Consider the following 12,435-nt stretch of genomic DNA (forward strand, 5'->3'; position numbering starts at 1 on the left):
CCTACGTCCGGAGTTCCCGGAGGATCTGGTCGCCGCCATGCGGCAATGAGGAATGGCTCATCTCTTGCGGGATGGGCCATTTCTGTTTGAGCGCCCCCTATCGACGAGGTCGCGAGCAACTATTCAGGAATACTTAATAGTTCGCACCGGACGTCCCATCTGCCCAGGATCGCTCAATCCGTAGCGCTTCACACGGTGCTCGGAGAAGAGAGCTCATACACCAGCTCATAAAAATGCGTCCCCTCCCGCACGTCGATGCTCAGCCTCCCGCTGAGCCCCTGCAGCCCGCCGGTGCCTGAATCCGGCACCACCTGCACGACCAGCGAAGGCTGCCCGCGGTTCATCTCGCCGGTGTGCATCAGCACGAAGCTGCCCTCGCGCCCGGCGAGCTTGCCTTCCACCCGCTCCATCGCGACGTAGCCCGCCGACCCGGCGACCGCCGTCCGGAACGCGAGCATCTCTCCCAGACTCGTCCCCTCCAGGTCCCCGTGGAAGCGCTTGCTCAGCGCCAGACGGCCGATCTGCGAGGCCTCGTGATCCGGGGTCGCCGGCTGGGGCGTCATCTTCACGTCGAAAGTGCCTGTGGCGGTCTGCGTCATGGCATCGAATCCGTCTCGTTGAAGGAGGGCGTCAGCATACGCGCCGCCTCCCGACAACGCCGCTTCGCACACCCGTGCATCCGGCCCCGTGCATCAATTCACACCCCCTCCCATCCTGCTGCGCCCGCGCGCCTGAACTCGCCAAGACGCCCTCATCGGCCCCTTAGGATGAATGTAAGCAGTTGTGGTGACCTCGGGACAACGCAGGCGCCACGGCAACAAGAACATGCATCCCACGGAGGGGGAAACGGATGCCGAGGGCCTTGATCGCGGACGACGAGCCGCTGATGCGTTCATTGTTGAAGGAGCGGCTCAGCCAAGTCTGGCCCGAGCTCAGCTGGCTGGAGGACGCCGAGGACGGCCCCACCGCCCTGGCGCGCATCGAGGCGCTCAAGCCCGACCTCGCCTTCCTCGACATCCGCATGCCCGGCATGACCGGCCTGGAAGTCGCCCGCGCGTTGACCACCCGCACCCGCGTCGTCATCGTCACCGCCCATGACAACCACGCCATCGAGGCCTTCGAGGCCAACGCGGTGGACTACCTGCTCAAGCCCGTCGACCTGCCCCGGCTCGCCCGCGTCGTCGGCAAGCTGCGCGAGCAACTCTCCCAGGACCCGCACGAAGAACTCGACCGCCTGCGCGAGGCGCTGCGCACGCTGAGCGCGGCGAATGCCGCTGGCGTCACGCCCCACGCCGACCCCGACACGGCCACGCCCTCGACGAGCCTGGCAGCCGCCCCGCCCGCGCTGGACTGGCTGCAGGTGGCCGTCGGGCAGCAGATCCGGCTGGTCCACCTCGAGGACGTCATCTACTTCGAGTCCGACACCAAGTACACCCGCGTCGTCGCCGACGACTGCGACGGCCTGGTGCGGCTGCCGCTCAAGGAGATCCTCGATGCGGCCCGGCCGGAGCTCTTCCTCCAGACGCATCGCAGCGTCGTGGTGAACCGGCGCTACATCCGCAGCATCCATCGCATCGACGACCGGGTGGAGATCGAGCTCAAAGGCCGCCCCGAGCGCCTGCGCGTCTCCGCCGCCAACCACGGCCTGTTCCGCGCGATGTGAGCCGAGCCGCCCTCGCGGCCCGCGCTCATCCCGACCCTCACCGCTTCGCCAGGTTCTCCACGTTCATCCGCGCAGCGCCACGCTGGTCGGCGCGTGCCCCAGGTTCGTCACGCCGCAGCGGCCTTCGTCCGCCGCCACGACGAGGATGCCTCCCATCCCTTCCGATTCCCTTGACGCCCACCACCCCATGACCTCCATCGCCCGCTTCTCGCTGCTGCCCACCGTCGCCGCCCTCGCGCTGTGCGGCGCCGTCCAGGCCCAGGCTCAAACCCAGCAGCCCGATCCCAACCAGCTCATGCAGATGCTGATGCAACGCATGCAGCAGCAACAGCAGGGCGGCGGCCAGATGCCCTACCCGGGCTACGCCCAACAGCAGCAGCCCCTGCAGCAGCAACGTCCCGCCGCCATTCCCGAGACGCAGCTGGCCGAGCAGATCGGCGGCTGGGCCGCCGGCCAGGGGCCCTATGCGATCGAGGGCTTCCGCGACGGCTTCAGCATCGGCGGCGACCGCGTCCTCGACCCCGAAGGCGTGATCCTCAAGTACGCCGTGGACAGCCAGACCGGCGACGCCGCCTATCTCGCCGAGATGGGCCCCGGCCAGTACGTGATCAAGGTGATGCGCTACGGCACGGGCGCGCCGCTGACCGTGGCCACCGCCCGTCGCCAGCAGGGCGTGTGGACGGTGGAGACCGTCACCGGCGTGCGCGTGGCCGGCAACGGCCTGAACCTCTCGCCGCGCGGCTTCAACATCGCCCGTGAGAACGCGATGTTCATGTACACCGCGGGCGCGGGTCTGAAGTCCTTCGGCCTGCCGGAGAACTTCATGCTGGCCGCGCATCAGAACGGTAACGTCGCCGCGACCCGCTGGGTGCTGCTGGAGAAGCGCCGCGAGACCAAGGAGGCCGAGGGCGGCGTGCTCGCCGGCACCGCGCTGGGCGGGCTCTTCGGCGCGGTCAAGCAGCTGGGCGCCACGGTCGGCGTGACCAAGGGCGACGCCGATTACGCGCTCTACCACCTCGAATCCCGCAAGACGCTGCCGCTGCACATCTCGCTGGACGACAAGCAGGCCCAGTTCCTCAGCCAGTGCCGTCAGCGCAATCGCTGGATCGCGCAGTGCGACCGCCTCGATCTGGTCGAGTCGCTCTACGGCCAGGACGGCATGCCCAACCGCCAGCATTACTACTGGCGCCTGGCCTGGTACGCCACCTCGCAAGGCCCCGTCGCGCTGACGATGGAAGACAACATCAGCAAGCTCGAAGCCATCAGCCTGGCCGATGAGCGCCGCGTCACCGTGTTCTCGCGCGCACTGGGCATCGCCAACTGGAACTCGCGTCAGCTGCCGGACGGCCGCGTCGGGGTAAGCGCCCAGATGGGTCTGTCGCGCGAGTCGGTCGAGGACGTGGCCGCGCTGTTCGGCCAGTCCGTCGCCGTGCAGGCCGACGCCGCCGTCAAGCCGCAATGAGCCCCGATCCCCGCATGCCCTCGAGGATTTCTTCCATGACTCTCCCGATCCAACACCCCCATCGTCTGGCGCGCCGCTTCGCGCAGGTCGCCCTCACCGCCGCCGTGATGACCGTCGGCCTGAACGGCCCGGCCCAGGCGCAAACCGCCGCCTCCGCACCGGCCGCGACCCCCGCAGGCGCGCCCATCTTCATGACCTTCCTGGATGACGGCATCAGCCTGGATCGCGTCCGGGAACTGGCGCGGCCCCTGGTCTCCCCCGCGCAGGTCCAGGCCCTGCGAGAGGCCGGCGTCTCGATCAGCGTGTTGCCCTTCTCGTTCAAGTCGGGCGACTGCTACATCGAGGTGGGCACCGCGGTCGCGCCCAAGCCGGACCGGATGCAGCGCATCTCTTACGCCAACTCGTGGCAGGTGGCGGAGCGACGCCCGCAGGAGACCCCGGCCGCGACCTGCGAGCGCGCCTTCGTCGCCGCGCTCAAGACGCTGGCCGACGAACGCAACGGCTACTTCTCGCCCGACGAACTGAAGATCGCCTTCGACCGCACCTCGGATTCAGCCAAGCCCCGCTTCGCCCCTCAGCGCCGCGAGAAGGGCGTCCTCAACCACATGACGCAGGGCTTGAGCGACTCCGGCAAGCAGGCGATCGCCGACACCCTGAGCGACCGCTGGACCACGGTGCTGGACCACCGCAAGTTCAGCGTGTACGCCTATCTGCGCGACACCAAGACCATCGAGGGCCATCCCTACTGCCTGATGCTGACCGGCATCACGGCCTACAGCCCGGACGGCAAGAACGCTTATGTGCCGCCCAATCTGAAAGCCCAGTACCGGGTGCCCAAGGCCGGCGAGGGCAGCTGCGTCGGCGGCGTCTTCAGCGACGCGATGACCTTGCTGCGCGACGGCTACGAGAAGGACCTGCCCGACCTCTACAAGTACGGTACCGAGGCGGGCCAGACCTATCCCAAGCTGGAGGACCTCCAGAAGGCCGTGGCCAAGTTCGACGCCGACCAAGCCGCCAAGGTCAAGCGCGAGGCGCAGCGCGACGCCCAGCGTCCGGCGCAACGCCCGGTCGTGCAATCGACGACGACCTCGCGCAATGTCCTGCGCTGCCGCAACGACTGCGTGAACGGCAACTGCCTGCGCACCTTCGAGGACGGCCGGCAGGAACGCTGGCAGGCGCCGCGGCGCTACAACCCGATGACCAGCAACTGGGACTGGGACACCACCACCAACGCCTGCGGCGGCTGAGATGCGCCGACTCGCCGCGCGGCTGAGCGCCGTCATCGTCCCCGCGGTCGTGCTGCTGGGGCTGGTGCTGCTGGACCTGGCGTCCCAAGACACGGTGCCGATGCGCGGTCTGCTGACCGGCGTGTGCCTGGCCACCGCGCTGGGCTGGGCCGGCGCCCGGCTGCTGCGTCCGCTGCAACCGACGCAGGCGGCCTGGGCCTCGGCCTGGCGCAGCGTGCTGGAGGGCGTGCTGGGCGTGGTGCTGGTCTTCGCCCTGAGCGCGCCGCTGGCGCTGCTGCTGCCGGCCGGCTGGGCCGATCGCCTCTACGCCGCCGACCGGGTGAGCGAATGGATCGTGCTGCTGCTGCTGGGCGCGGTGCTGGCGGTCGCCGCCCGGGCCTGGGGCCGCGCCGCCCGCAGCGCGGCCCAGCGCGTGGCCTCCGAGCGCGACGCGGCCAACGCCCGGGCCGAACTGGCCGAGCGGGATCGGGAGCTCGCGCAGACCGAGCTGCGGCTGCTCAAGGCGCAGGTGGAGCCGCATTTCCTGTGGAACACGCTGGGGGCGCTGGGCTACCTGATGCGCCACGACGCCGACCGGGCGCAGCGCATGCTGGAGCTGCTGACGACCTATCTGCGCTCCATCGTCGCGGACCGCCGCGATCAGGCCACCACGCTGAAGGCCGAGTTCGCCTCCATCGACGCCTACCTGCAGCTCATGCGGCTGCGCATGGGCGATCGCTTCGACTTCGACCTGGATCTGCCGCCGACGCTGCGCGACGCGGCCTGCCCGTCGCTGCTGCTGCAGCCGCTGGTGGAGAACGCCATCAAGCACGGTCTGGAGCCGCAGACCGGGCCGGTTCGGATGTGGGTCCGCGCCAGCGAAGCCGGTCCCGGCCGGCTGCGGCTGGAAGTGCGCGACAACGGCGTGGGCCTGCAGCCCAAACCCCGCACGGCCGGCACCGGCCTGGGCCTGAGCAACATTCGCGAACGCCTGCGCCTGCTGCATGGCGACGATGCGTTGCTGCGCATCTCGGCGGAGCCCGAGGGCGGCGTGCGCGTGCAGATTGAATGGACCTACGCCCCATGACGACGATGGCCGGAACACCCCCATGGGCTCGGTCCTCGCCGACCGCTTGGCGGCCACGGGCGCGCACGGCGACGGCTGCGGCGACCACCCTGGTCGTCGCCGTCTCGCTGCTGATGACGGCGACGACCGTCCCTGCGCAACCGCAGTTCCCCGGCATGCCCGCCGGCGCGATGGGCCGCGCGTCGCCGCAGGCGCCCGATCCGGCGCAACTGGCCGATCGGGCCGAGCAGTTGCTTGATCCCGCGGAGGCCGCTCGCCAGTACGCGGTGGCGTTGCAAGCCGCGGCCGGATCTCCCCCGCGGCTGCTCGAGCAGAAGATGCGCAGCCTGCTGCCCGCCTATGCCCGCACGCTGATGGACAGCGGCCAGCTCGACGCCGCCGATCAGGCGCTCATGCTGCTGTCGACGGTGCCGCCGGCGCCGTCCGCCTCGAACGGGCAAGCCGTCGGCTTCGCCGAAGCGATGCGCGCGCTGAATGCCGCCTTCGATCTGGCGCGCCAGAACGCGCGCTCCTTGAATCAACGCATGCTCTTCGACCTGGCCGGCGCCGATGCCGCCGTGATCGAACGGGCGCTGCGTCCGCGCCTGCCGGCGACCGCGTCGCCGCTCGCGCTGGAAGCCGATCTGCGCGCGCTGCAAGGCCGGCGCACCGACGTGCTGAAGCTCGCCGCCGACGGGCTGTCCGCCGAGCGGCGCCGCGTCGACGGCGGCCCGCCCGATCTGCGTCTGGCGGCCGTGCATGACGGCGCGGTCTTCGCTTGGCACCTGGGGCTGGCGCAGCGTCAGGTCGGCGCCGAGGCCGAGGCCATGGAGGCGCTGCGGCAGGCCAATCGCTGGACGCGCGAGGAACTGCGACGCTTCGCCTCGGCGATCGACGTGCGGGCCTCGGGCTTCCAGCAGACGGCGGCGATCGCCGGCTCGATGGCGGGCGCCGCGCTGCGCTCGGGCCGGCCGCAAGACCGCGAGGCCGCCGTCGCCGAGCTGGTCGCCTCGCAAGGACTGGCGAGCCGCTACCTGGCCGAGCGCCGTCGCCTGTTGCGCGACACCGGAGGCAGCGCGATCGCGAAGGCGCGCCGCGAGATCGATGCGCTGGAAGCCGCGCTGCCGATGCTGGAGACCTCCGGTGCGGCGGGGATGATGCGCGTCGTCGAGTGGGAAAACCGCTACATCGAGGCGCTGGCGCCGGTGCGGCCGACCTTGGCGCAGGCCGGGTTGGATGCCGTCATCGCCGAACCCGAGGCCGCGCTGCGGCGTGTGCAGTCGGCGCTCGCGCCGGACCAGGCGCTGATCGCCTTCGCGACGGTGAGTGAATACCGCGTCGGCAGACAGGAGCCGACGCCGGCGCGCACCCTGCGATTCACCGTGACGGCGCGCGGTGTCAGTCTGACCGACCTCGGTCCGCGCCAGGCGCTGGAGCAGGCGCTGCGGGGATGGCGCGCTCAGCGCGACACGTCCTCCGCCGCGGCGCGCGAGACCGCGCTCGGCCAGCAACTGCTGAGCGAGCTGCCGGCGGAGGTCAGCGCCGCGCGGCGCTGGTTGATCGATGCCGACGGTCTGCTGACGCTGCTGCCCTTCGAGGTGCTGCGCGACGCGAGCGGCACGCAGCTGCTGGAACGGCACGCGATCAGCGCGGTGAATCATGCGATCGACTTGAGGCCGACCGCCGACCCGGCGAATGGCGCGGCGGGCAACGAGCTCGCCATCCTCGCCGACCCGCGCTACGGCGATCAGTCGCTGGGCGTGGCCGCGAAACCGGGCAGCTTGGCGGCGCGCGATCGCGGCATGCGCGATGCCGTGCCCGCGCCGCTGCCCGAGACCCGCGCCGAGGCGGCGGATGTCGCCGAGGCCGGTCGGCGCATGGGCCTGCAACCGCGGCTCTTGCTGGGTGCGGAGGCCACGCCCGAGCGGCTGGCCCAGGTGCGCCGGCCCGCGATCCTGCATGTCGCCGCGCACGGCGCGCTGCTGTCGACGGAGCCGCTGGGCGACCTCGCCAGCCAGGAGCGGGTGCGCCTGCTGATGCCGGGACAGCTCGCGGCGCTGGTGCTGAGCGCGGATGCGCAGGGGCCGCTGTTCAGCGCCTCGCAGCTGGAGGCGATGGATCTGCGGGGCACGCGGCTGGTGGTGCTGTCGGCCTGCGACACCGGCAACGGCGTGCTGGACCCGCACGAGGGGCTGGCCAGCCTGCGCCACGCGGCCGAGCTGGCCGGTGCGCGCGCGACCTTGACCTCGCTGTGGCCGGTGCCCAGCGCGCAGACCGCTCGCCTGATGCATCTGTTCTACGGCGCCGTGGCCGAGGGGCAGCCGCTGGCCGAGGCGCTCACCCGCGCCAAGCTCCAGCTGCGCAAGGAGGGCGCCCCGGCATCGGCATGGGCCGGCTTCGTGCTGTCGGGGAGCGGGACATGAGGTTCATGAGGGACAGGCAGCGCATGCGCACGCTAGGTGCGCTGGTCCTGCTGACGGCAGCCTTCCAAGCAACAGCGACAGCATCAGATGGCGCCGTCGCTGATGCGGGCGCGAGCGCGCGCATGGCTCGCCCTTCGGCAGAGATCGACGACTGGGAGCTGCTGCTGCGCGCCGGTCAGTTGTCGGCGTGGCAGGGCATGGAGGTGCCGCTGCCGGTCGCGGTCTGCGTGTCGCAGGGATGGGGACTCGCGTGGCCGCAGGACCTGGCCCGTCTTTCGCGTCAGGTCGAGGACACGTTGCGTCGCCGGCTCGAGTCCTGTCAGAGCGCCGTCGCGCCGGACCAGGATCTGCGCGTGATCCCCGAGGCCCGTCAGGCCCTGCGCCAGCGGCTGGCGCATCTGCGCACGCGGCTGGCCGAGGTGCGCCGCTGTCAGGCCGCGGGCTCCGCGTCCGCGATGCTCAACTGCCTGCGCGAGGCCACCGGCAAGCCCGGCTTGAGCAGCGCCGAGGCGGAGCAGTTGAAGGCTGTCGCCGCGTCCGCTGCGGACTCGGCGCGCCCCTAGGGCTTCACGCTTCTCTCACGCGCCCGGAACAGGCGAATGGCATATTCGCCGGTCTCGCTCACCCAGGCCTGTTGCCATGATCCCGGTCGCCTTCCGTCATCGATCCGCCGCCCGTCTCGCGATCCTGCTCATGATCGCGAGCCTCCCGTCGATCGGGCGAGCGCAGACGCCCGATGCGGCGTCGCTCCCGTCACCGCAGATCCCGGCGCCACCGGTCTATCCCGCCGACTGGCTGGACCTTCCGACCGCGCCCATGCTGCTGGAGCTCAAGCCCGTGGGCGCCGTCTTGCATCTGGTCCTGACCAACCGCAGCCAACGCGACATCGTCGGGGCCGAGGTCGGTTGCGTGCGTCCGCGCGCCGCTGGCGGCTACGAGGTCCTCAGCGAATTCGGCGGCGTCACGATCAGCGACAGCGCCGTCCGGCCCGAGCACCACGTCGACATGAGCCGCGAGTTCGACCGCCCGCGCGACCAATCGGCCGCCAAGCCCCTGCTGTGCCCGCGCTCGCGCGCCGCCGTCACGCGTGTCAGCTTCGCCGATGGCTCGGAGTGGAAGGCCGACACGCCTCGGTGATCACCGCGTCACGATGGGAAAGCCGGTCGCCGGCTTGTCCAGCAGCCCCAGGAACTGCCGCAGCGCGCCCGCGTCCCCATCGACCTTCAGCGCCCCCGACATCACCAGGTCCATCGGCGTCGCCAAGCCCGAGCTCAGCTTCAGGAAGGCCGGCTTGGTCAGCGTCAGCGTCGCCGCTGGCGACATCGGCGCGGCGCCCTTGCGGTGGTGCAGCACGGCGTTCTCTATCCACAGCCCGTAGCTCTCGTTCAGATCGCTGAATCGGAAGGCCACCGCCAGCTTCACGCCGTCCGCGCGCGGCCCGTTCAGGGACGCCGCCATCGCCGTCAGGAACTGCTCGATCGGCGTCTGCATCAGCATGTCCATCACGCTGGCGCGCGAGGGCCCGCGCTGGGGCGGTCCCGACCGCAGCTCCTGCGCGCCGGTCAGATAGAAGTTGCGCCACGGCGCCGACTCGGCCGCATAGCCGAGCTGCTCGAAGCTCCGGGCCAGCAGCTCCTTCGCGCCCGCCGCCCGCGCCGCCTGGTCGTCCGCGAGCACCACATGTCGCAGCAGCTCCGCGGCCCACCGGTAGTCGCCCGCCTCATAGGCCTTGCGCGCGACCGCGGTGGCAGCCTCGGCGCCGCCAGCCAGCGCGACGTAGCGTCTCGCGGCCTCCACCGGCGGCAGCGGATCCAGATTCGAAGGATGCGCGTCGAACCAGCCGACATAGAACTGCGCGACCGCGCGCACGTTGTGCTTCACCGTCCCGTAGTAGCCGCGCGAGCTCCACATCCGCGCCAGCGAGGCCGGCAGCTGCACCTCCTCCGCGATCTCGGACGGCGTCTTGCCCGCGTTGATCAGCCGCACCGTCTGGTCGTGCAGATAGCGATAGGTGTCGCGCTGCGAGACCATGAACTCGTCGATGCGCTCGCGGCCCCACACCGGCCAGCCGTGCTGCAGGAAGACCACGTCCTTGTCGGCCGTCTGACCGATGGCCTCGTCGATGAAGCGCGACCAGGACAGGGAGTCCCGCACCTTCGCCCCGCGCAGCGTGTAGAGGTTGTGCATCGTCTGCGAGACCAGCTCCGCGGCGCCGAAGGCGCGAAGATCGGGCAGCTCGAAGGTCATCTCGGCCGGCGCCTCGGTGCCGGGCACGTTGTGGAAGACGAAACGCACGCCGTCGATGGTCATGGGCTGCGTCGGCTGGTCCACCAGCACCGTCGGCGGCAGGATGCCGATACGGCCCGCTGCCACGCCCGCGCCCAGCCCCGTGTCCACCAGTCCCCGCGCATCCTTGGGCAGCAGGCCGCCGTACATGTAGCCCGCGCGCCGCGACATCGCCGGCCCGACCAGCACGTTCTCGCTGGTCGCCTCTTCCATGAAGCCCACCGGCGCGACGACGGGAACCTTGCGATCCGCCGCCTCCTTGGCCGACAGCACGCCCAGCGCGCCGCCGAAGTGGTCCACATGGCTGTGCGTGAAGACGACGCCGGTGACCGGCTGCTCGCCCAGATGCTTGCGCGCGAAGGCGAGGGCCGCGGCCGCGGTCTCCTGCGTCGTCAGCGGGTCGACCAGGATCCAGCCGCTCTTGCCCTGGATGACGGTCAGGTTCGCGAGGTCGAAACCGCGCAGCTGCCAGATGCCCTCGGTGACCTTGTAGAGCCCTGGCTGGTGATTGAGCTTGGCCTGGCGCCAGAGGCTGGGATTGACCGTGGCCGGCGCCTCGCCCTGTGTGAACGCGAGCGCGGCGAAGTCCCAGACCAGCTTGCCCTGCTCGTCGAGGATCTGGCCGCTGGGCGCGGCGACGAAGCCGCGCCGCGCGTCCTCGAAGCTGCCGGGATCGTCGATCTTGAGACCGACAAGACCGGCTTTCTGGCGGTCGACAGTGAAGCGGGTCGCGTCGCCGCGAGGATCGTCGGCGGCGCTCGCCGTTAGCGGAGCAAGCGAGGCGGCGAGGCCGGCCGTGGCCAGCGCGGCGATATGGAGGGTTCGGATCATGGGGATGTCTCGAAGAATCGACCGGCGCGCGGCCTCGCCGCGCTCCCCGGGTGTAGCACGCGGAAGGCTCAGAGGGGATCGGGCCTGACCTGGGGAGCCGCATCGGCCACGGCATCGGGCTTGGAGGCCGACTCGGGCTCGGCCCCGCGTGCGAGACGACGCGCCGAGCGCTGCGGGTTCATCGTCATCAGCGCGATCAGGCCGCCCGCGATCAGCAGCAGTCCGCCGACGAAGAAGCCCTGCTCGTAGCCGAGCGCAGCGGCGCGCGGGGCGTCGGCGGCGTTCGATGCACGCTGGATCAGCCAGCCCATCACCACCGGCGCGCCCAGCCCGCCCAGCGAGGCGACCGCGTTGCCGATGGCGAGAACGCCGCCGCGCTGCGCGCGGGGGACGACCTCGCCGAGGATCGCCGGGCCGATGGAGTTGATCGTCAGCGTCATGCCACCGGATACCGCCAGCATGAAGAAGCGCTGCATGGTCGACAGGTCCAGCCACAGCAGCGCGCAGTTGCCCAGCCCCGCGACGACCAGCGACCAGCCGACGAAAGCGCCCCGCGAGCGCCGCGTCGCCATGCCGCCCAGCACCAGCCGCTGCGAGGCCCAGGCCAGGCCCAGGCTCACCGGCGCGGTGATCAGGATGAAGAGCGCGAACATCCGGCCGGAATGGATGGGCGCGAAGCCCAGGCCCTGCTGCAGATAGCCGCTCAGCCAGGTCAGCGAGGCCGCCAGCACCCAGTGCGCGACGAAGTGCGCCGCGAAGTTGCCCAGCACCGTCGGGTCGGTCAGCAGGCGCGCGTACGGGATGCGCGCCGGCAGAGCCTGCTGCTGCGACGACGTCCGGACGGACTCGCTCGCCGCCGGCGCGGTCTGGTCGGGACGGCCGGCCGGGGCGCTCTCCTCAACCTGTCCCTCCGCGCCGAGGAAGTACCAGGCCACGCACCACAGCAGGCCGATCGCGGTCAGCACCACGAAGTTGGCGCGCCAGCCCCAGTGCGCAGTGATCTGCGGGATCGCCAGGCCGGCGATCAGCAGCCCCGCCGAGCTGCCCTGATGCAGCAGCGCCACCGGCAGGCTGCGACGCTGATCCGGGAACCACTTGCACAGCGCGTGCGTCGCGACCGGCGAGGCCGGCCCCTCGGTCAGCCCGAGCAGCACGCGGCAAACGACGAAGGCCACCAGCGATCCCGAGATCGCCAGCGGCAACTGGATCACCGCCCAGGACAGCGCGATGGCCATCAGCACCCGACGCGCCGGAATGCGGTTGGCCGCGAAGCCGCCCGCCACCGCCCCGATCGCGAACAGCCAGTAGAAGCTGCCGCCGATCAGGCCGAACTCGGTCGGCATAAGCCGCAGCTCCGCCATCATCGGCACCGCGACCAGGCCCAGCACCACCTTGTCGAGGAAGTTGGTCGTCATCATCAGCGCCAGCAGACCGGCGACGGTCCAGGCGCGCCTGGGTTGATAGGCCTTGCTCATGGC

At 71.0% G+C, this 12,435-nt stretch carries 10 protein-coding genes; 7 read left to right on the top strand and 3 right to left on the bottom strand.

All coding sequences use genetic code 11. The annotated features are described in order from the left end of the window. Window positions 1–188: 188 nt before the first annotated feature. A complete protein-coding gene (locus tag ABDW59_RS08920; RefSeq protein WP_343629338.1) occupies window positions 189–599 on the bottom strand; it encodes a DUF3224 domain-containing protein in 411 nt (136 codons plus the stop codon). A gap of 251 nt (window positions 600–850) precedes the next feature. On the opposite strand from ABDW59_RS08920, the gene ABDW59_RS08925 reads away from it, so the two are divergent. The 7 genes from ABDW59_RS08925 (at window position 851) to ABDW59_RS08955 (ending at window position 8,977) form a co-directional block, all read left to right on the top strand. Next, entirely contained in the window at window positions 851–1,663 is an 813-nt protein-coding gene (locus tag ABDW59_RS08925; protein WP_343629340.1) for a LytTR family DNA-binding domain-containing protein, read from the top strand. Between the two features lie 187 nt (window positions 1,664–1,850). Further along, window positions 1,851–3,125: a hypothetical protein gene (locus ABDW59_RS08930; RefSeq protein WP_343629341.1), complete on the top strand. Its 1,275-nt coding sequence runs from the start codon at window positions 1,851–1,853 to the stop codon at window positions 3,123–3,125. Window positions 3,126–3,160: 35 nt separating this feature from the next. Then, a complete protein-coding gene (locus ABDW59_RS08935) occupies window positions 3,161–4,372 on the top strand; it encodes a hypothetical protein (RefSeq protein ID WP_343629342.1) in 1,212 nt (403 codons plus the stop codon). Between the two features lies 1 nt (window position 4,373). Continuing rightward, the gene (locus ABDW59_RS08940) at window positions 4,374–5,438 is read left to right on the top strand and encodes a histidine kinase (protein WP_343629343.1); all 1,065 of its coding nucleotides are present in this window, start codon (window positions 4,374–4,376) and stop codon (window positions 5,436–5,438) included. Continuing rightward, on the top strand, window positions 5,435–7,840 hold the full coding sequence (locus ABDW59_RS08945; protein ID WP_343629345.1) for a CHAT domain-containing protein: 2,406 nt from the start codon (window positions 5,435–5,437) through the stop codon (window positions 7,838–7,840). The genes ABDW59_RS08940 and ABDW59_RS08945 overlap by 4 nt, the downstream gene beginning before the upstream one ends. A gap of 122 nt (window positions 7,841–7,962) precedes the next feature. Beyond that, window positions 7,963–8,403, top strand: a complete 441-nt coding sequence (locus ABDW59_RS08950; RefSeq protein ID WP_343629346.1) for a hypothetical protein — start codon at window positions 7,963–7,965, stop codon at window positions 8,401–8,403. A gap of 76 nt (window positions 8,404–8,479) precedes the next feature. After that, window positions 8,480–8,977, top strand: a complete 498-nt coding sequence (locus ABDW59_RS08955) for a hypothetical protein (protein ID WP_343629347.1) — start codon at window positions 8,480–8,482, stop codon at window positions 8,975–8,977. Here ABDW59_RS08955 and ABDW59_RS08960 read toward each other — a convergent pair whose 3' ends face one another. Beyond that, window positions 8,978–10,957, bottom strand: a complete 1,980-nt coding sequence (locus tag ABDW59_RS08960) for an alkyl sulfatase dimerization domain-containing protein (protein WP_343629349.1) — start codon at window positions 10,955–10,957, stop codon at window positions 8,978–8,980. It abuts the gene before it with no gap. Between the two features lie 68 nt (window positions 10,958–11,025). After that, window positions 11,026–12,432 (bottom strand): MFS transporter, encoded by a 1,407-nt coding sequence (locus tag ABDW59_RS08965; RefSeq protein WP_343629352.1) that lies wholly within the window; start codon window positions 12,430–12,432, stop codon window positions 11,026–11,028. Window positions 12,433–12,435: the final 3 nt, after the last annotated feature.

The organism is Roseateles sp. (assembly GCF_039595295.1).
GTDB lineage: Bacteria > Pseudomonadota > Gammaproteobacteria > Burkholderiales > Burkholderiaceae_C > Roseateles.

What these genes read in the sequence shown, in the direction of transcription:
- ABDW59_RS08920 (WP_343629338.1), bottom strand. Translation starts at nt 599, where the DNA reads ATGACGCAGACCGCCACAGGCACTTTCGACGTGAAGATGACGCCCCAG.
- ABDW59_RS08925 (WP_343629340.1), top strand. Translation starts at nt 851, where the DNA reads ATGCCGAGGGCCTTGATCGCGGACGACGAGCCGCTGATGCGTTCATTG.
- ABDW59_RS08930 (WP_343629341.1), top strand. Translation starts at nt 1,851, where the DNA reads ATGACCTCCATCGCCCGCTTCTCGCTGCTGCCCACCGTCGCCGCCCTC.
- ABDW59_RS08935 (WP_343629342.1), top strand. Translation starts at nt 3,161, where the DNA reads ATGACTCTCCCGATCCAACACCCCCATCGTCTGGCGCGCCGCTTCGCG.
- ABDW59_RS08940 (WP_343629343.1), top strand. Translation starts at nt 4,374, where the DNA reads ATGCGCCGACTCGCCGCGCGGCTGAGCGCCGTCATCGTCCCCGCGGTC.
- ABDW59_RS08945 (WP_343629345.1), top strand. Translation starts at nt 5,435, where the DNA reads ATGACGACGATGGCCGGAACACCCCCATGGGCTCGGTCCTCGCCGACC.
- ABDW59_RS08950 (WP_343629346.1), top strand. Translation starts at nt 7,963, where the DNA reads ATGGCTCGCCCTTCGGCAGAGATCGACGACTGGGAGCTGCTGCTGCGC.
- ABDW59_RS08955 (WP_343629347.1), top strand. Translation starts at nt 8,480, where the DNA reads ATGATCCCGGTCGCCTTCCGTCATCGATCCGCCGCCCGTCTCGCGATC.
- ABDW59_RS08960 (WP_343629349.1), bottom strand. Translation starts at nt 10,957, where the DNA reads ATGATCCGAACCCTCCATATCGCCGCGCTGGCCACGGCCGGCCTCGCC.
- ABDW59_RS08965 (WP_343629352.1), bottom strand. Translation starts at nt 12,432, where the DNA reads ATGAGCAAGGCCTATCAACCCAGGCGCGCCTGGACCGTCGCCGGTCTG.